The 18,913-nt window shown below is 38.2% G+C and carries 21 protein-coding genes and 1 other RNA gene; 14 read left to right on the top strand and 8 right to left on the bottom strand.

The window, feature by feature from the left end; genetic code table 11:
• Positions 1–2 precede the first annotated feature (2 nt).
• On the bottom strand, positions 3–458 hold the full coding sequence (locus tag ACFSR8_RS09350) for a hypothetical protein (RefSeq protein WP_380291337.1): 456 nt from the start codon (positions 456–458) through the stop codon (positions 3–5).
• Between the two features lie 53 nt (positions 459–511).
• Between ACFSR8_RS09350 and ACFSR8_RS09355 the strand changes: the two genes are divergently transcribed.
• The 4 genes from ACFSR8_RS09355 (at position 512) to ACFSR8_RS09370 (ending at position 4,660) form a co-directional block, all read left to right on the top strand.
• The gene (locus ACFSR8_RS09355) at positions 512–1,003 is read left to right on the top strand and encodes a GNAT family N-acetyltransferase (RefSeq protein WP_380291339.1); all 492 of its coding nucleotides are present in this window, start codon (positions 512–514) and stop codon (positions 1,001–1,003) included.
• Entirely contained in the window at positions 1,000–1,854 is an 855-nt protein-coding gene (gene prmC, locus ACFSR8_RS09360) for a peptide chain release factor N(5)-glutamine methyltransferase (protein ID WP_380291341.1), read from the top strand. The genes ACFSR8_RS09355 and prmC overlap by 4 nt, the downstream gene beginning before the upstream one ends.
• Positions 1,855–1,856: 2 nt before the next feature.
• Positions 1,857–3,860 carry an NAD-dependent DNA ligase LigA gene (gene ligA, locus ACFSR8_RS09365; protein WP_380291343.1) on the top strand — a complete coding sequence of 668 codons (2,004 nt, stop codon included), beginning with the start codon at positions 1,857–1,859 and terminating at the stop codon, positions 3,858–3,860.
• 80 nt (positions 3,861–3,940) lie between these two features.
• A complete protein-coding gene (locus tag ACFSR8_RS09370) occupies positions 3,941–4,660 on the top strand; it encodes a hypothetical protein (protein WP_380291345.1) in 720 nt (239 codons plus the stop codon).
• On the opposite strand, the gene ACFSR8_RS09375 is transcribed toward ACFSR8_RS09370, so the two are convergent.
• From ACFSR8_RS09375 to ACFSR8_RS09385, 3 genes are all read right to left on the bottom strand, one after another.
• Entirely contained in the window at positions 4,655–5,032 is a 378-nt protein-coding gene (locus tag ACFSR8_RS09375; protein WP_380291347.1) for a DoxX family membrane protein, read from the bottom strand. The two genes, ACFSR8_RS09370 and ACFSR8_RS09375, sit on opposite strands and share 6 nt — an antisense overlap.
• 69 nt (positions 5,033–5,101) lie before the next feature.
• Positions 5,102–6,022, bottom strand: coding sequence for a metallophosphatase (locus tag ACFSR8_RS09380; RefSeq protein WP_380291349.1), 921 nt, complete (start codon positions 6,020–6,022; stop codon positions 5,102–5,104).
• A 3-nt stretch (positions 6,023–6,025) separates the two neighbouring features.
• Positions 6,026–6,805 carry a 5'-nucleotidase C-terminal domain-containing protein gene (locus ACFSR8_RS09385; RefSeq protein ID WP_380291351.1) on the bottom strand — a complete coding sequence of 260 codons (780 nt, stop codon included), beginning with the start codon at positions 6,803–6,805 and terminating at the stop codon, positions 6,026–6,028.
• 48 nt (positions 6,806–6,853) lie between these two features.
• On the opposite strand from ACFSR8_RS09385, the gene ACFSR8_RS09390 reads away from it, so the two are divergent.
• The 8 genes from ACFSR8_RS09390 to ACFSR8_RS09425 all read left to right on the top strand — a co-directional run bounded on the left by ACFSR8_RS09390 (position 6,854) and on the right by ACFSR8_RS09425 (position 14,213).
• Positions 6,854–7,372, top strand: coding sequence for a DUF6913 domain-containing protein (locus tag ACFSR8_RS09390; protein ID WP_186563722.1), 519 nt, complete (start codon positions 6,854–6,856; stop codon positions 7,370–7,372).
• A 3-nt stretch (positions 7,373–7,375) separates the two neighbouring features.
• Positions 7,376–8,254, top strand: coding sequence for a 4-hydroxy-tetrahydrodipicolinate synthase (gene dapA, locus ACFSR8_RS09395; protein WP_380291354.1), 879 nt, complete (start codon positions 7,376–7,378; stop codon positions 8,252–8,254).
• 117 nt (positions 8,255–8,371) lie between these two features.
• Positions 8,372–9,172: an outer membrane protein assembly factor BamD gene (locus ACFSR8_RS09400; RefSeq protein WP_380291356.1), complete on the top strand. Its 801-nt coding sequence runs from the start codon at positions 8,372–8,374 to the stop codon at positions 9,170–9,172.
• 7 nt (positions 9,173–9,179) lie between these two features.
• The gene (locus tag ACFSR8_RS09405; RefSeq protein ID WP_186563752.1) at positions 9,180–9,509 is read left to right on the top strand and encodes a DNA-directed RNA polymerase subunit omega; all 330 of its coding nucleotides are present in this window, start codon (positions 9,180–9,182) and stop codon (positions 9,507–9,509) included.
• Positions 9,510–9,524: 15 nt separating this feature from the next.
• Positions 9,525–10,736 (top strand): bifunctional phosphopantothenoylcysteine decarboxylase/phosphopantothenate--cysteine ligase CoaBC, encoded by a 1,212-nt coding sequence (coaBC, locus tag ACFSR8_RS09410; protein ID WP_380291358.1) that lies wholly within the window; start codon positions 9,525–9,527, stop codon positions 10,734–10,736.
• The gene (porD, locus tag ACFSR8_RS09415; RefSeq protein WP_380291360.1) at positions 10,729–11,616 is read left to right on the top strand and encodes a type IX secretion system protein PorD; all 888 of its coding nucleotides are present in this window, start codon (positions 10,729–10,731) and stop codon (positions 11,614–11,616) included. The genes coaBC and porD overlap by 8 nt, the downstream gene beginning before the upstream one ends.
• 48 nt (positions 11,617–11,664) lie before the next feature.
• A complete protein-coding gene (gene recN / locus ACFSR8_RS09420; RefSeq protein WP_380291362.1) occupies positions 11,665–13,317 on the top strand; it encodes a DNA repair protein RecN in 1,653 nt (550 codons plus the stop codon).
• Between the two features lie 77 nt (positions 13,318–13,394).
• Entirely contained in the window at positions 13,395–14,213 is an 819-nt protein-coding gene (locus ACFSR8_RS09425; protein ID WP_186563728.1) for an enoyl-ACP reductase FabI, read from the top strand.
• A gap of 90 nt (positions 14,214–14,303) precedes the next feature.
• Here the strand turns inward: ACFSR8_RS09425 and fsa are convergent, their stop codons facing one another.
• The 3 genes from fsa to ffs all read right to left on the bottom strand — a co-directional run bounded on the left by fsa (position 14,304) and on the right by ffs (position 16,055).
• A complete protein-coding gene (gene fsa, locus ACFSR8_RS09430) occupies positions 14,304–14,957 on the bottom strand; it encodes a fructose-6-phosphate aldolase (RefSeq protein ID WP_380291364.1) in 654 nt (217 codons plus the stop codon).
• A 119-nt stretch (positions 14,958–15,076) separates the two neighbouring features.
• Positions 15,077–15,880 (bottom strand): SDR family oxidoreductase, encoded by an 804-nt coding sequence (locus tag ACFSR8_RS09435; RefSeq protein WP_380291366.1) that lies wholly within the window; start codon positions 15,878–15,880, stop codon positions 15,077–15,079.
• Positions 15,881–15,956: 76 nt separating this feature from the next.
• Positions 15,957–16,055, bottom strand: an RNA gene (gene ffs, locus ACFSR8_RS09440) — signal recognition particle sRNA small type.
• Between the two features lie 89 nt (positions 16,056–16,144).
• On the opposite strand from ffs, the gene ACFSR8_RS09445 reads away from it, so the two are divergent.
• A complete protein-coding gene (locus tag ACFSR8_RS09445) occupies positions 16,145–17,182 on the top strand; it encodes a glutaminyl-peptide cyclotransferase (protein WP_380291368.1) in 1,038 nt (345 codons plus the stop codon).
• Positions 17,183–17,189: 7 nt separating this feature from the next.
• Here ACFSR8_RS09445 and ACFSR8_RS09450 read toward each other — a convergent pair whose 3' ends face one another.
• Positions 17,190–17,537, bottom strand: coding sequence for a hypothetical protein (locus tag ACFSR8_RS09450; protein WP_380291370.1), 348 nt, complete (start codon positions 17,535–17,537; stop codon positions 17,190–17,192).
• 70 nt (positions 17,538–17,607) lie between these two features.
• Here ACFSR8_RS09450 and ACFSR8_RS09455 point away from each other — a divergent pair, with 70 nt between their 5' ends.
• The gene (locus ACFSR8_RS09455) at positions 17,608–18,912 is read left to right on the top strand and encodes a cytochrome ubiquinol oxidase subunit I (protein WP_380291372.1); all 1,305 of its coding nucleotides are present in this window, start codon (positions 17,608–17,610) and stop codon (positions 18,910–18,912) included.
• Position 18,913: the final 1 nt, after the last annotated feature.

Below are 18,913 nucleotides of genomic sequence, written 5' to 3' on the forward strand. Positions count from 1 at the left end.
CACTAAAGTTTGATTTTTACGTCCTCGGTTTCGTCCACTTCATAACGGTAAGACAAACCCAAGGCTTTATAAACAATTTCCCCTTTGTATTGCACTTTTACAGTTTTGCTGAACAAACTCCCAATCAGTCCGCCAATACTTTTCCCACTGGTTAAACTATCTATGGGAACTTTTGCGGTTAATGGAATCGAAAATTCCTTTTGGGCTGGAACTTTAAAGCTTTCCGTGGACACGTAGCCCATTTCGTTATCATTCACTAAAATCTTGATTTCATCGGTTTTCAACTCGCCTCCAATGTCGTTCGGGTTTACAAATTTGGCGTCCGCGGAAAGCACAATGTGTTTTGAATTGGACTCAACCACTTCGATATTTTCAACGTTGACAAAAATGGGTTTTTCCTTTAATTTACAACCAAAAAGAAAGGCCACCATTGTTAATAATATAATGAACTGTCTCATGCCAATTTTTTAAGATTTAATGTATCTTCACTTTTCAGAAAAAGCGTTTTTAGGTGCGTAAAGATACTATTGTTATCCGAGAAATACAGCCACAGGACAATGCCCAGATTGAACGGGTGATTCGGGCCTGTTTCCATGAATTCAAAATACCTTTGGAAGGGACAGCCTATGCTGATGATGAAACTCCTCGAATGTTTGAATCTTATCAGAAGGATAATGAGGTTTACTATGTTCTGGATAGTGATGGCGAAGTAATGGGCGGTGCAGGAATTAAACCTTTGGCGGATAGCGATGGCACTATTTTCGAATTGCAAAAAATGTATTTTTCGCCAAAAGTTAGGGGATTGGGTTATGGGAAATTATTGTTTCAAAAATGCTTGGATACGGCCAAAACTTTGGGTTACAAAACCTGCTATTTGGAATCGGCATCGCAGTTAAAAGCCGCCATAGCGATGTATGAAAGTTTTGGCTTTCAGCATTTGAAGGAAGCGTTGGGGAACACAGGGCATTATTCTTGCGGTGTCTGGATGACAAAGGAATTATGAGGTTAAAGGAAGTACAAGCAAAGTTCCATGTTGAGCTGTCGGGGCTGTATGAAAAAGAAGAAATTGATAGCTTTTTTTATCTACTAATTGAAAAAAATTATGGAGTGGATAGAATTCGCCTTGCTTTGGAACCAGATATTGGAATTACAGATATGGCGAGCATATTAGAAAGTCTTCAGCTTTTAAAACAGGAAAAACCGATACAATATATTATAGGTGAGACCGAATTTTATGGTTTGAAATTTAAGGTGAACCCAAGTGTTTTGATTCCAAGACCGGAAACCGAGGAATTAGTAGCATGGGTTCTAAAGGAAACGGATCCCGACAAGGACATAAATATTTTAGACGTCGGCACAGGCAGTGGCTGCATTGCCATAAGTTTGGCTAAAAAATTACAGAATGCCAATGTTTACGCATTGGATGTCAGTAAAAATGCGTTGGAAGTCGCTACGGAAAATGCAAGGTTGAATAAGGTAAATGTTAAGTTTATTCAAGCCGATATTTTAAAGGATTGTCATGCTGAACTTGTTTCAGCATCCCAAAAATTTGACATCATCGTATCCAATCCTCCTTATGTTAGGGAGCTTGAAAAAAACATGATGAAACCCAATGTGTTAGACAATGAGCCACACTTAGCTTTGTTTGTAGAAGATAATGACCCGTTGCAGTTTTACAAAGCAATTGGTGAATTTGCGAAAACCACTTTAAAGAAAAACGGACAACTATTTTTTGAGATTAACGAATATTTGGGACAGGAAACCGTGGCACTTTTGGAGCAACACAATTATAAGAATATTGAACTGAGAAAAGATATCTTTGGAAAGAATAGAATGGTAAAAGCCGAACATTAAACATGCAAGACGTACATAACAAAATTCAAACCCTCCGTAACGAACTCCGAGACCACAACTACAATTACTATGTGTTGGACAATCCCACCATTTCGGATTTTGAATTCGATATAAAACTAAAAGAACTTCAGAAACTTGAAGAAAGTCACCCTGAATTTTACGACCCTAACTCCCCAACCCAACGCGTTGGTGGTGAAGTCACCAAGAATTTTGAAACGGTTGTGCACGAACACAGAATGTATTCCCTTGACAACTCATATTCAAAGGAAGATTTGCTGGATTGGGAAAAGCGCATCAAAAAATTGGTGGACGGTGAGGTACAATATACCTGCGAACTGAAATATGACGGGGCTTCGATGAGCCTTACCTATGAAAACGGACAATTAGTCCGAGCGGTAACTCGAGGGGATGGCTTTCAAGGGGATAACGTTACTGCCAATGTAAAGACAATCAAATCCGTACCCTTACAATTAAAAGGGGATTATCCTTCCAAATTTGAAATTCGCGGAGAAATAGTGTTGCCTTTTGACGGCTTTAACAAAATGAACGAGGAGCGCATAGCCAACGGCGAAGAACCGTACCGCAATCCAAGAAATACAGCTTCCGGAAGTTTAAAATTGCAGGATAGCACCGAGGTGGCGAAACGGCCTTTGGAATGTTTGTTATATAGTTTAAAAGGAGCTGATTTGGGAATTTCCACCCAGTTTGAGAGTTTGGAAAAAGCACGATCCTGGGGATTTAAAGTGCCCGATGTGACGGTTTTGGCCAATTCCGTAGATGAAGTTTTAGAGTTCGTCAATTATTGGGACAAAAAACGGCACGAATTACCTTATGAAACCGATGGTGCGGTCATTAAAGTGAACAGTTTGCAGCAGCAGGAGGAATTGGGCTTTACTGCGAAAGCTCCAAGATGGGCTATGGCCTATAAATTCAAAGCCGAACAGGTATCGACTCTTTTAAATGAGATAACCTATCAAGTTGGACGAACTGGAGCGATTACCCCGGTTGCAAATTTAGAACCAGTGGAGCTGGCAGGAACTACTGTAAAACGCGCCTCCATTCACAATGCCGACCAAATTGAAAAATTGGATATCCGGGAGCGGGATACCGTTTTTGTGGAAAAGGGCGGAGAAATTATCCCCAAAATAATAGGTGTGGACTTTGATAAGCGTCCGCTAGATTCAACGCCGACTAAATACATAGAATATTGTCCGGAATGTGGCACCCCGCTGATACGCACAGAAGGCGATGCCAAACACTATTGCCCAAATTATAATGGATGTAACCTCCAGATTATTGGAAGGATTCAGCATTATATTTCTAGAAAAGCCATGGATATTGAAGGTTTAGGTGGAGAAACGGTTGCACTTTTGGTTAATGAAGGTTTAATTTCCAATTATTCCGACTTATATGAATTGACAAAGGAGCAAGTCATTCCTTTGGAGCGCATGGCGGAAAAAAGTGCAGAGAACCTCATTAATGGCATTGAACAGTCCAAAAACATCACTTTTGAGCGAGTATTGTATGCTATAGGGGTTAGGTATGTAGGCGAAACAGTAGCCAAAAAATTAGCCAAACACTACAAGTCCATCAACAATTTGATGAATGCTACCCAAGAAGAGCTGGAGCAGGTGGACGAAATAGGTGTAAAGATTGCGGAAAGCGTGACGCAATTCTTTTCTTCCGAAGAAAATATTGAAATCATCAATAGATTGAGACGTTTTGGCGTTCAATTGGAAGTATCTTCCGAAGCATTGGAAGGGCAAACCGATATTTTAAACGGACAATCCATTGTCGTTTCCGGAGTATTTGAAAAAGTATCAAGAAACGAACTTAAAAAACTAATTGAGGACAATGGCGGTAAAGTAAGTAGCTCAATATCCTCAAAAACAAGTTTTATTGTTGCTGGCGAAAACATGGGACCTAGCAAAAAAACAAAGGCAGAATCCTTGGGAATAGCATTACTTTCAGAGGTTGAATTCTTACAAAAAATAGATTATTTGTAAATTTTAACGATAAAATGCATTTTTTTATCGATTAATTACATTTTTTATTTATATTTGTCCAAGAACTTAAAATTGCTCTCATGTGTAGCCCCAAGCTATTAGCATTTTTAGTAGGTAGTGTATATACCCTTTTTGTAATATTCCAATTCAAAGGGGATGAATATATAGCGGAATCCTGCAGTGCGTTTATATTGCCACTTCTTGCGATGGGCTACTTCTGTATGGTTCAGAAAAGGTCATTATTTTTTATTCTGTTTTTGGTGCTCTATTCTATTTCGGATTTGATGGTTATATTTTCAAAAAGCTTACCTGGTGATGTGGATTATTTTCTTGGAAATTCACTGTATATTTTGGCATACCTATCCCTACTTATTGAAATAAGCAAAAGCCTATGCTTTAAATATGTTTTGAAGAATTATAAATTTTCGATTGCGGTTTTGCTAGCTTTAAACGCCTATATTGCCTATGCACTTTTGAAAGTCGTGAATCCTTATTTAATATTTGGTTCGGAATATTTTATTGAAATAACCTATAATGTTTCAATGTTATTGATTCTATCTGTGGCATTGTTAAATTATTTCCAAAAAGATAGCAGAAAGGCATTTTATATTTTGATTGGCGCGCTTTGTATCGTGTTTTCCGAAGTATTGAACGTGGCCTATCTCTATGTGTCCCATCAAAACCTTCTTAACTTCTTAACTGTTACTATTGCCCTCGTTGGATTCTATTTTCTCTATGAACAGACTAAGCTCAACTACAAGAATACGAAAGCCGGGTCTTTGTACGAGCAAAAGTTATAACTTTAAATACGGAATGTCTTTTCTGTAGAGATAAGTTATTATAGCTGCTAATATAAACGTAACCACCGCAGTAACAAAAAGTACGCCACCATCATCTTTAACTTCAATACCCAATTGGGTAAGATGCATAAAAATCGCACCACCTATAACGCCTAAGGTCAAAATTGAACCTACCCAAACTGTTCTAGGGATTAATAATAGGATACCCGCAATCAATTCAACAATACCGATGCCAATTCGGCCATGGGGCTCAAGCCCTACTTTTTCAAAAATGTAAACACTATCCTCATGAGCAAGGAATTTAAAACGTAGAGTCTGTATTAAAATGACGGCAACAATAATGCGCAGGGCGAGTGGAATGTATTTTTTCATCTTGTTTTAGTTTGATGCGGCTTTAGACGAGGTAAAACCCTAAACTTTTCAAAATGAATATTAAAAATGTTAAACGATAATAGTAGCTCCTTCCGAAGTTTTCTTTTTTTCCGAATCAAAATAGAAGTCTATTTGGCCCAAATACAGTCCATAACAGCCTACCTGATTCACCAGGGTGTCCCTACCGGCAGCATTATTAACAATAGTTGGTTTCGGCAAGAAAGTGTGTGTATGGCCACCAATAATTAAATCAATATCTTTTGTGACTTCGGCCAAATTTAAGTCGCATATTTTTTTTGGATTACGTGCATACTTATACCCCAAATGGGATAGGCAGATAATGAGATCGCATTGCTCATTTTGCTTAAGTATCCGAGTCATTTCTTGGGTAATTTCAATCGGGTCTAGGTATTTGGTTTCTTTATAAAGCTTTTTCAACACCAGGCCTTCAAGTTCGACCCCCAATCCAAAAACGCCAATTTTTATACCGGCTTTGCTAAAGATTTTATAGGGCTTGACATGGGTGTCCATAATAGTATTTGAAAAATCATAATTCGCTGAAACAAATTCAAATTGTGCATGAGGGAGTTGGGCGTACAACCCCTCAATCCCGTTATCAAAATCATGGTTACCGATGGTGGCCAAATCATATTTCAATTTGCTCATCAACTTGAATTCTAATTCACCGCCGTAATAGTTAAAATAAGGGGTGCCTTGAAAAATATCACCTGCATCCAATAATAACGTGTTCGGACTATTTTTTCTGATGGATTCAATCAGCGAAGCGCGTCTCGCCACACCACCTTTGTTGGCATTTCGCCCATCATTTGGTCCAAAAGGATCAATATGGCTGTGCACATCGTTGGTGTGCAAAATTGTAATTTTAGTAGCGTAAGGAGCAGTTGAAAACGATTGCAAACCCAACCCTCCAAAAGACGCCAATGCACTTCCGGCCAACGAAGCTTTCTGAATAAAATCCCTTCTTTTCATAAGTTATTTGATAATAAATCTATCATCGATTTTGGGTCGAATTGTGTCAATTTTTTTAAAATAATCCATCATGGCATTTCTGATTTTATAGTCCAAATCATAAAAGCCTTCATTTTGTTTAAAAAATTTCATGTTGTCCCCACCGTGAAACAGATAATCGCTTGTTGCTACATAGTAAGTTCTGTTAGGGTCGATTTCACCCCCATTGATTTTAGCACTTAACAAATTGCCATCACGGTCTGCCACTAGTTCAAGCCCTCCGATAGGATGAGGTTTCTCGGTTTTTAGGAGGAATTTTATGGCCCTGTCAAAGGCCACTTTTTTTAAGCCCACGACCACTACTTCATTTTCAAATGGCATCACATTATAAGCCGTTCTTGGGGTAATATTCCCTTCTGGAATAGTACTTCGAATGCCTCCATTGTTCAAAATTACTGCATCAATGTCGTGGCCAGTTCTTTGTTTAAAAACAGGATTAGTTTGGATTTTTACAATATCCGCCATCAGGTTACCTATGGAAGTGTTTCTTTTGCCGTCATATTTAGAAAGTGTACCCGTGGCATAGGCCAAAACCGTACTCAGATCCTTTTCGATGTGATTACGGTACGGCGCTATAAAAGCCTCAATGCTTTCATTGGAATGTAATGTTGAATCAACACTAATCCGCTGCCCCTCAATCGTTTTTAAATCCAATTTTCGCTGTTTACAATTGAACATCAAAAGGGAGACCATCAAAAGTGCGAGGTGCTTAAAATTCATGGATTTCGGTGCGTAAAATTTCATAATGTTTTGCCTGTACTTTTGCTACCTTTGCTGAAAGTATAAAATTAAATGATTTTTAAGGCTTTCAAGGAAAAATCAAATAAAAAGTATTTGAATAAATTGTTATCCGAGCGTAAAGTATTGGTTGATAGCAAGAAAATTAAAAGCCTCGGAATTATACTTAATTATGATGAAATAGACAATTTCAACGCATTTAACGTACTGGCCTCGCGGTTGAAAATCCATGCGAATAGAATAAAGGTGATAGCCTACACAAAAGACACGAAAAAAGAAGGCCATGCTTGGGATGCTTGTTACAATGCCAAGGATTTTGGGTGGAAAGGGGAAATCAAAAATATCGAATTGAAAGCATTTTTGGATGAGCCTTTTGATGTTTTACTAAGTTTTTATGCCGAAGATCTTTTGGAATTAAAATTATTAACAGCATTGTCGAAATCTCAATTAAAAATCGGAATTTTGCAAACCGATTCGCGTTTGAACGATATCATCATCAAAACAAAAATTAAGGAGAAAAAGGTATTTGAGGACGAGGTTTTTAAATACTTGACCGTACTAAACAAAATTTAAAAAATGAAGAGTAAGTTTCTGGGGACTGGAGTGGCATTGGTTACGCCTTTTAAGGCGGATTTGAGTGTGGATTTTGACGCATTGAAAAACATCGTCAATTTTAATATTGAAAACGGCACGGAGTATTTGGTGATTTCTGGTACTACGGCCGAAAGTGTTACCATTACCAAACAGGAAAAGAAAGCGATTACTGAAGCTATTATTGAAGCGAATAATGGACGTGTTCCTTTGGTTTTGGGCATTGGAGGTAATAACACGGTACAAATTATAGAAGAAATTAAATCAACGGATTTGAGCCAAATAGATGCATTACTTTCGGTATCGCCATACTATACGAAACCTACCCAAGAAGGTATTTATCAACATTTTAAGGCAATTTCAGAAGCCAGCCCAATTGACATTATACTTTACAATGTACCAGGTCGCACTTCAAAAAATATTGAACCAGAAACGGTAATTCGTTTGGCCAAGGATTTTGATAACATTATTGGTATCAAGGAAGCCGGAAATAAAGTGTCGCAATATTTACAACTGATAAAAAATAAGCCAGAGGACTTTTTGGTGATTTCTGGTGATGACGACATTGCCCTAGGAATTGTTTTGGCAGGTGGTGCTGGTGTCATCTCTGTAATTGGTCAAGCTTTTCCAAAGGAGTTTTCGGAAATGATTCGTTTAGGTCTGAAGGGGGATGCAAAATCTGCATATCAATTTCATTTTAGATTAATGGATGTTATCGATTATATTTTTGAAGAAAATAATCCGGCCGGTATTAAAGCAGTTTTTGCGGCCTTAGGACTTTGTAGGGATACGGTTAGATTGCCATTGGTTCCGGCTTCTGATGGATTGAAACAAAAAATCAAACAGTTTTTTAGCGATTTCTAATGGTGTTAAAGTTAACTTAAACCTTACCACTATTGGAATCCTTCGATTAAATTCGCCTTCAAATAATATTTTTAAGTTACATTTTAAAAATGTAATTTTGCATCTTGTTTAAAATCTATGAGAAACCTTTTAAGCATAATAGTTGTTGCCTGTGTATTAAGCTCTTGTAGCCAATTTCAAAAAGCCATGAAATCGGAGGACATTGCGTTCAAGTTTAAAACAGGTGACTCACTATATAAATTGGGCAAATTTGAGAAAGCAAATCGTTTGTTTGCGCAAGTTGTACCCAAATATAAAGGAAAACCTCAGGCAGAAAAGTTGATGTACCTGTACTCGAAATCCTTTTTTGAAATGAAGGACTATTATGTTTCCGGTTATCAGTTTGAGCGTTTTGTATCCAGCTACCCTAGAAGTGAAAAGAAAGAGGAGGCCTCGTTTTTAAGTGCTAAAAGCTATTACATGCTGTCGCCGATTTATTCGAAGGATCAAACAGAAACCAAGGAAGCAATTGAAAAGCTTCAGGAGTTTTTGAATGTATTCCCAGAATCTCAGTATGCCTCGGAGGCAAATACTTTAATAAAGGAATTGGATTATAAACTAGAGAAAAAGGCTTTTGAGATAGCAAAACAGTACAACCATATATCTGACTTTCAAGCATCTATAAAATCGTTTGATAATTTTATATATGGATTTCCAGGGTCATCACTTCGAGAGAGTGCGCTTTTCTATCGCTTTGATTCAGCCTATAAACTGGCCATCAACAGTGTTGAATATAAAAAGAAGGCGCGTTTGGAACAGGCCAAGGAATATTATACAACATTTAAGCAGGCCTACAGCAACTCTGAATTTGTTGAGACCGCAGATGTCATGGCCACAGAATTAGATAAAGAATTAGAAACTTATAGCGCAAAAAGTTAATATAATGATGGATTTAAAAAAAACCACTGCTCCCGTAAACACGGTTACTTATGATAGAAACCAAGTAGATGAGCCTACTGAGAACATCTACGAGTCTATTTCAATCATTGCAAAAAGAGCCGAGCAGATTAATACTGAAATTAAAAAGGAATTAATCGATAAGTTGGAGGAATTTGCTACTTACAATGACAGCCTTGAAGAAGTTTTTGAAAACAAGGAACAGATTGAAGTATCAAAATTCTATGAAAAATTGCCTAAGCCTCATGCCCTTGCGGTTCAAGAGTGGCTTACGGACAAGATTTATTTCAGACATACTGAGGAAGATTCTCAAGTATAATTTCCAAAAACATTTATGGGTATTTTAAGCGGCAAACATATACTTTTGGGCGTAACCGCCGGTATTGCCGCTTATAAAACTGCCGAGTTGGTGAGGGGTTTTATTAAGGCCGGGGCCGACGTTAAAGTGGTTATGACCCCTGCGTCGAAGGACTTCGTCACTCCACTTACTTTATCTACACTTTCAAAACATCCTGTGTATTCGTCTTTTACAATTGAAGAAGATGATAATGCCGTTTGGAACAACCATGTGGATTTGGGTCTTTGGGCCGATATTTTTGTAATTGCTCCAGCTACTGCAAATACTCTGGCGAAAATGGCCAATGGCGTTTGCGACAATTTATTATTGGCCACATATTTGTCAGCAAAATGTCCAGTATATTTTGCTCCGGCGATGGATTTGGATATGTATAAGCACGAATCCACAAAAGCGTCTTTTGAAAAACTGAAGTCCTTTGGAAATATTATGATTCCTGCAACTAGTGGCGAATTGGCCAGCGGATTAGTTGGTGAGGGCAGAATGGCTGAGCCGGAGGATATTGTGAGTTTCATCGAAGCCGATATTTTAGATAAACTGCCATTAAAAGGAAAAAAAGTATTAATTACTGCTGGGCCCACTTATGAAGCCATCGACCCTGTTAGGTTTATTGGCAATCATTCCAGCGGGAAAATGGGTTTTGAAATTGCTAAGGCATCTGCTAATTTGGGTGCTGAGGTGTTTTTGATAACTGGCCCAACGTGTCAGAAAACATCTCATAGTTTGATAAATGTACTTCCCGTAACCAGCGCTTCCGAAATGTATGATGAAGCCCATAAGCATTTCGATGATATGGATATCGCAATTCTTTCTGCTGCGGTCGCTGATTTCAAACCAAAGGAGGTATCATCTCAAAAAATAAAAAAGAAAACAGACACCTTAAGCTTGGAATTAGAGCGTACCAAAGATATTTTGGCTTCGCTTGGCAAAATAAAAAAAGGGCAGTTTTTAGTGGGATTTGCGCTGGAAACCAATAACGAATTGGAAAACGCAAAACAGAAACTAAAGCGCAAGAATTTAGATTTAATTGTTTTAAATTCGTTGAACGATAAAGGTGCTGGATTTAAAGGCGACACAAACAAAGTGACCTTTATTGATACTAAAAATGTCATAACCGAGTTTCAATTAAAGTCCAAAGCCGAAGTGGCAAAGGATTTGTTAAACGAAATCATAAAGCAGACGCATGCGTAATTTTCTTGTTATTCTTCTCTTGAGTATTGGCAGTTTAGGGTTCGCCCAAGAACTCAATTGTACCGTTGTGGTCAATGCACAGCAGACTGGAAATGAAAACCTTCAGATTTTCAAAAATTTAGAAAAACAACTGACCGAGTTTGTAAATAACACCAAGTGGACCGACCGCCTGTTTGGCTCTCAGGAGCTGATCAACTGCAGTATGAATATAATTATTCAGGAATATAATAGTGAGCTGTTCAACGCCAGTATCCAAGTGCAGTCTTCTCGACCAATATTCGGTTCTTCCTATAGCACCCCGTTGTACAATTTCAATGATAACGATTTTAGCTTTAGATATGTGGAATTCCAAAATCTGATCTACAACCCGAATCAGTTTAGCTCTAATTTGATTTCAGTGCTGACCTTTCATATTTATATGATCTTAGCTTTAGATGCAGATTCCTATGAGAAAAATGGTGGACAGCAGTATTACAAACAGGCGCAGACCATAGTAAATTATACGCAAGGTGAAAACTTTAAAGGTTGGAAACTGGAAGACGGTTTGCAAAGTAGATTTATGCTAATCGATAATGTCCTTTCCACGACTTTTAAGGAATTTAGGGACGTTATGTACAGCTACCATAGGATGGGCTTGGATATGATGAGCGAGGATTTGAAAAAGGGAAAAGAAGAAGTTGCGAAGAGTTTATCAGAGTTTAAAGCATTGAACAGTAGAAGGCCGAATTCCTTTTTACTGAGAACCTTTTTCGATGCAAAAGCAGAGGAAGTGGAGCAAATTTTTACAGGTGGTCCCCAGGTGAATATTGCCGAATTAAAAGACCTTTTGCAAAAAATTGCCCCTATGCATTCCAGCAAATGGAGGAATATTACATTCTAGTTTAATTTTTAAATTACTGCTTACGGTATACTGAGACTGCCAACTCCTATGTTAACTGCCCTCACCATAAAAAACTACGCTTTAATTGACGAACTTCAGGTCAATTTCAATGACGGCTTCACTATAATTACTGGTGAAACCGGAGCTGGTAAATCCATATTATTAGGTGGTTTATCTTTGATTTTGGGAAAACGAGCAGATTTATCAAGCTTAAAACAACCGGATGAAAAGTGCGTCATCGAGGCTGTTTTTGATGTGAAGCATTATGCTTTGGAGGCTTTCTTCAAAGATGAGGATTTAGATTATGAGCCACAAACTATTATCCGAAGGGAAATTTTACCATCGGGGAAATCTAGGGCTTTTGTCAATGATTCTCCAGTAAATTTGAATAGTTTGCAATCCTTGGGAAACCAACTTGTGGATATCCATTCCCAACACCAAACGTTGCAACTCACCCAAAATGATTTTCAATTTCAGGTAATCGATGCTTTGGCAGGTAATGATGAAAATTTAGTTGAATACTCAGAGTATTTGGTACAATACAAAAAGTTCAAAACAGAATTGGATGAGCTGTTTGCTTTAAAAGCCGAAGCCATAAAGGAACACGACTACAACACCTTTTTGCTCAATGAGTTGGAAGAGGCAAAACTGGTGGATGGCGAAATGGAATCTTTGGAATCGGAGTACGAAACGCTTAATAATATTGAGGATATTAAAGAGCGACTTTCTGAAGCCTATCAATTGTTGGGTGAAGAACAAATGGGGATAATGGCAATGCTTTCCAATTTAAAAAATGCCATTCAAAAGTTATCGGCTGTATCGTCCAAATATGAAGATTTATTTGATAGGGTAAACAGTTGCTTTATCGAAATGGATGATGTATTTGGAGAAGTGGATGCATTGCAGGAAAACTTGGAGGCTGATCCGATGCGCTTGGAGGTAGTAAACTTAAAATTGCAGGGGATTCACAACCTCATGCAAAAACATCAGACCGATTCCATTACTGAACTGATTGAAATCAGAAATGAGCTAAGTAAACAAGTTGCCGTTACCCAAAATTTAGATGAAACCATTGCCCAAAAGGAGGCGGATATTGCAACCATGGCGTCTAAATTGGATACTGTCTCTAAAGAAATTCATAAGAAAAGGATGAATGCAATTCCAGATTTAAGAGGTCAGTTACAAGCCATTCTATCCGATTTGGGGATGCCAAACGCTCAGTTTAAAATTGAACTTGTTTTAGGCGACCATTATTTCAATAACGGAAAAGACAGCCTGTCATTTTTGTTTTCAGCAAATAAAGGAGGCAATTTTAACGATTTGAAAAAGGCTGCTTCTGGTGGGGAATTGTCCAGGATTATGCTTGCCATTAAATTGATTTTATCAAATTACATCCAATTGCCAACTATCATGTTCGATGAAATTGACAGCGGGGTTTCTGGCGAAATCTCAAATAAAATGGGGGATATCATGTTGCAGATGAGCAAAAACATGCAGGTGTTTTCCATTACCCATTTACCCCAAATTGCGGCCAAAGGCCATTCGCACTTCAAGGTGTTTAAGGAAGATGTGGATAATTTGACACAAACTAATTTGGTGAAACTGAACCATGACGACCGCATTGTGGAAATCGCTCAAATGTTGGGTGGCAAAGAATTGTCTTCCTCCGCTATAGCCCATGCCAAAGAATTGCTTAATTAAAAAGGCTTAAAGGCGAAAAGTTTAGTATTTTTGACCTTATATACGTATTTTGACAACACTAAAAAACTAACTGAAATATGTCTTACAATTTATTAAAAGGAAAAAAGGGGATTATTTTTGGAGCTTTAGATTCCAATTCGATAGCATGGAAAACGGCTGAACGCGTTCATGAAGAAGGTGGGCAATTTGTATTGACCAATGCGCCAGTTGCAATGCGAATGGGCGAAATCAAAGCTTTGGCTGAAAAAACCGGCGCTGAAGTTATTCCGGCCGACGCCACTTCTTTGGACGATTTGAAAAATTTGGTCGAGAAATCCATGGAGATTTTAGGGGGAAAGTTGGATTTTGTGTTGCATTCTATTGGGATGTCCATCAACGTTAGAAAAGGAAATCATTATACGAACCAAAATTATGATTGGACTCAAAAAGGCACAGACGTTTCGGCGATGTCCTTTCATAAAGTGATGCAAACTTTGTATCAGACAGATGCTATGAATGAGTGGGGAAGTATTGTAGCCTTAACTTACATGGCAGCCCAGCGTGTATTTCCTGATTATAACGATATGGCAGACAACAAGGCTTATTTAGAAAGTATTGCCCGCAGTTTTGGTTATTTCTTTGGAAGGGATAAAAAAGTGAGGGTCAATACTATTTCCCAATCACCGACGCCTACAACGGCAGGAAGTGGTGTTAAGGGATTTGATGGTTTTATTTCCTATGCCGAGAAAATGTCGCCTTTAGGAAATGCCACGGCCATGGACTGTGCCAATTATACAGTTACTTTGTTTAGTGATTTGACCAAAAGAGTAACGTTACAGAATCTTTACAACGATGGAGGATTCAGTAATATGGGAGTGAGCGATGCTGTGATGAGTACTTTTACGGGGGAAGAATAAAGGGAGTTTACAAAGAACACTACTTTCAGATAACAAAAAAGGCGCAAATCTCTTTTGAAGTTTGCGCCTTTATTATACACTTAAGTTTTTTTAGTTTCCTTTCTTATAATCCGCTAAAAACTTAGCCAACCCTATGTCCGTTAAAGGATGTTTCAACAAGCCTTCAATGGAACTTAAAGGCCCGGTCATCACATCGGCACCAATCTTGGCACAATCTACAACGTGCATGGTATGACGAATTGAAGCAGCCAAAATCTGAGTTTCAAATCCATAGTTATCATAAATATGGCGGATTTCAGAAATCAAGTTTAAGCCATCTGTTGATATATCGTCCAGTCTACCCAAAAAAGGAGACACATATGTTGCTCCCGCCTTTGCTGCTAGGATGGCCTGACCCGGAGAGAATACCAAGGTAACATTTGTTTTAATGCCTTTATCAGAAAAGTATTTACAAGCCTTTACACCATCCTTTATCATCGGTAATTTAACAACAATCTGGTCGTGCAGTTCTGCCAAAGCCTCCCCTTCTCTTATCATTCCTTCAACATCCGTAGAAATCACCTCGGCACTTACATCACCATCCACAATATTGCAAATGTCAACGTAGTGTTTCAAAATATTATCGTGACCGGTAATGCCCTCTTTCGCCATTAATGATGGATTTGTCGTTACACCATCCAAAACCCCCATATCTTGAGCGTCTTTTATCTGGTCTAGGTTTGCTGTGTCAATAAAAAATTTCATTTGCTTGTTTTTATGCGTGTTATAGTTTAGGGCGAATTTACAATTTTATGGGTTTACTCCATTGGGTATTAGGAAAATCTATCGAAAAGTTTCTAAAAGTTTTCGAAAATCGGCTTCGATTAAAGTTTATAATGATTCATTAATAATTTCTCATATACTTTATCGGGCAATACTCTTTTTAACACAATAGAGAATTTTTGCATAAACGCTCCAACTTTATAATGAATTTTGGGCCTTTTGGTATTTATTACGCCATATACAGCTTCAGCCATCATATTGGGATTACTTCCAGAATCTACATGTTCATTCATCAACTCCAAAGATTTCCCATAAGTTTTCCAATAGGGTGAATCCTCTTTTAATGGGGCATGATATCTTCCTGAAGCGATATTAGTAGCAAAATCCCCAGGAGCCACGTTGGTCATTTCAATATTAAAAGGTTTTAGCTCCATTCTAAAGGCTTCCGTCAGCACCTCCAGAGCTCCTTTGCTGGCACTGTAAATACCGCGGTAAGGCAAGCCCATATAGCCTGCAATTGAAGTGATATTTATGATTAATCCCGACTTTTGCTTTCGCATTTGTGGCAATACGGCTTTAATCACATTGATTGGGCCAAAAAAGTTAGTCTCAAAATTGGACTTAATTTCTTCCTCCGGAATTTCTTCAATAGGCCCTGTAATCCCAGCACCTGCATTGTTTACCAATACATCCAATCGCCCCTCAGCTCTAATAACCTGGGAAACAGCTTCATCAATAGAAACTGAATCCTTTACATCCAATTCAAGTAATTGAAATTGACTCTCCGGATAGTTTTTCGGATTTCTACTGGTACCAAAAACCAAATGTCCTTTTTGGTGCAAAAACTCCCCAATGGATTTTCCTATTCCAGAGGACCCTCCTGTTATCAAAACAACTTTAGACATAATTGCAGAAATTTGAAATTTCGAGCACCAAATTACAAAATTGAAACGACAAGAATACCTGAATTTAGCGCACAAAAAAAGGCAAGCTACCTACATCACACCGCTACGACCATATACCCTTGCTGCGTTCCCGCCCTGGGGGATTCTACAGGAGCTGGTTGTGTAGGACTTGCCGGGTGCAAAGATACAACCTTTTAAAATTTTCACAATGATTTTTCAAACCGATTTTAAATAAATATATTCGGCAAAAATTAGGCTTCAACCATGAAAACTTTCAAATATCTCGCTTTCATTTTATTAATCAGTTTGTCAGTGTCCTGTGGACCAAATTCTGGGCAACAAAAGAACCACTTCAATATCAAGACGAATGCGGTAAAAGGTAATATTCCTATAGACGAAACCCTTCAACTTTCCATCGAGAACAAAAAAGGTCATACCATAGATTCTATCGTATATACGCTAAATGGAACTCCCATTGAAAGCACATTCGATTTGAAAAACAATAAATTGGGGAAGCACACCATGGAAGCTACAGTTTATTTTAACAGTGAAGAAAAGCAAACCGTAAGCTCTTCAATTACAATTTTGAATGACCAATCCCCAAAATTGTTTAAGTACGAAATCATAAATGAGTACCCCCACGATATTACATCTTACACCCAAGGTTTGGAGTTTTATGATGGCAAATTATATGAAAGCACAGGTCAATACAAGGAATCCAAGTTGAGGCAGGTGGATTATAAAGCAGGAGAGGTCATTCAAAATATTAATTTGGCCAATGCTTATTTTGGAGAAGGCATTACCATTATGGATGACAAAATATACCAGTTGACCTGGAGAGCTGGAATGGGATTTGTGTACGACGTGAACTCCTTGGAAAAACTGAGCAGTTTTAAATACGGAAAAAGCAAGGAAGGTTGGGGACTAACGCACCACAGCGGGAAAATTTATAAAAGTGACGGCACCGAAAATATTTGGTTGTTAAATCCTGAAACTTTGGTGGAAGAGGACAAGATTCAAGTGTACACCAACAAAGGAAAAATTATTGGCATCAACGAAATGGAATGGATTGACGGTAAAATTTATGCCAACCGCTACCAGAAAGATGGTGTAGCCATCATCAACCCCAAGAATGGCGGGGTTATCGGAGTCATTGACTTTACCCCATTAAAGAAAAAAGTGACCCAGCATAAAGGTTTGGATGTACTTAATGGCATAGCCTACAATCCTGAAACCCAAACCATTTTTGTGACCGGCAAACGCTGGGATAAGATGTTTGAGGTCAAGATTATTGAAGAATAGGAATTTATCACCAATCAAATCTAAACTCTTTAGGCTTTAAATCTTCTACTAAAATCTCATCAGTTCTAAAAACAGGTTTATCATACTTGTATACCACAATACTATAATGTCCCTTTGGCACTTGAAATAGTACCATACCAGTGCTGTCAGTTTCTTTTTGAGATAATTCATAAAATCTCCACATTCCAAAGAAAGGTTTTCTAATCTCTCTAATTACAACTTCAAATCCTTCCCTTGGTTTAATAGAAGATTTATAAAATGTATAGATTTTCACCTCAGTTAATGGTTCTTCTCCGTAGGAGGCAAAAATCAAAAATGCAAACAGAACTAATATTTTGAATTTCGACAATTTCAATTGAGCTATTTTATACTAAAATACGGCTTTATAACTTATCTTTGTATTACTACTTTTTAAAGCCCTTTTTATGGACAATCTGGATGCCGCAAGACTGCAAATGGCATTTACTTTGATGTTTCACATTGTGTTTGCATGCATTGGGATGGTGATGCCCTTTTTTATGGTCGTAGCCCACAAAAAATGGCTAAACACGCGAAACCCCATTTATTTAAAACTAACAAAATCGTGGCAAAAAGGTGTCGCGATTTTTTTTGTTACCGGGGCAGTTTCGGGTACTGCTTTGTCTTTCGAATTGGGGCTACTTTGGCCAGAATTTATGAAACATGCCGGTCCCATTATCGGTATGCCGTTTTCCTTGGAAGGTGCAGCCTTTTTTGTGGAGGCCATTGCATTGGGCTTTTACCTTTACGGTTGGAATAAAATTCCTGAAAAATTCCATTGGTTTACGGGTGTGATTGTTGGCATTTCGGGAGTGGCTTCGGGTATTCTCGTTGTTTCAGCCAATGGTTGGATGAATGCACCATCAGGCTTTGATTATATCAATGGCCAATTCTTAAATATTGATCCTATAAAAGCATTGTTGAATCCAGCCTGGTTTACCCAAGCTTTGCATATGACCTTGGCGGCCTTTGTGGCCACGGGGTTTGCCGTTGCCGGCGTTCACGCCTTTCAAATCCTAAAAAATAAACAGACGGAACTTCATAAAAAAGCGTTTAAAATCGCAATAACTTTTGCCGCTATTGCAGCAATACTTCAACCTTTAAGCGGCGACCTTTCCGCTAAGGATATTGCGAAAAGACAGCCCGTAAAATTAGCGGCCATGGAAGCCCATTATGAAACTACCAAAGGTGCCCCCCTTTACATTGGCGGCATCGTGGATAACGAAACGCAAGAAGTAAACTATAAAATCAAAATCCCAAAAGCCCTGTCCTTTCTGGCCTTTGGTGATTTTGATGCTGAAGTGAAAGGCTTGAATGATTTTCCTGAAGATATTCGCCCAAACGTAGCCATGGTGCATTATGCTTTTCAAATTATGGTAGGTATCGGGACCTTACTCTTAGTGGTGGGAATTTTATTTTTCATCAGTTTGAAAAGGAAACGCTGGTGTCAAAACAGAAAGTTTTGGTGGTTATTTGCACTAATGGCTCCGATGGGCTTTATTGCTTTAGAAGCCGGCTGGGTGGTTACTGAAGTAGGCAGACAGCCATGGATTATCCATAATATTATGAAAACAAAAGATGCAGTAACCCCAATGCCTGGCATGGTGTTTAGTTTCTACATGTATGTGGTATTATATTCTATTTTGACCATTGCCGTAACCTGGCTGATGGCACGACAGATAAAAGTATTGAATAACCCAAAACCTGCTTGAC

Origin of the sequence: Hyunsoonleella rubra (genome assembly GCF_042684665.1) — a bacterium.
GTDB lineage: Bacteria > Bacteroidota > Bacteroidia > Flavobacteriales > Flavobacteriaceae > Jejuia > Jejuia rubra.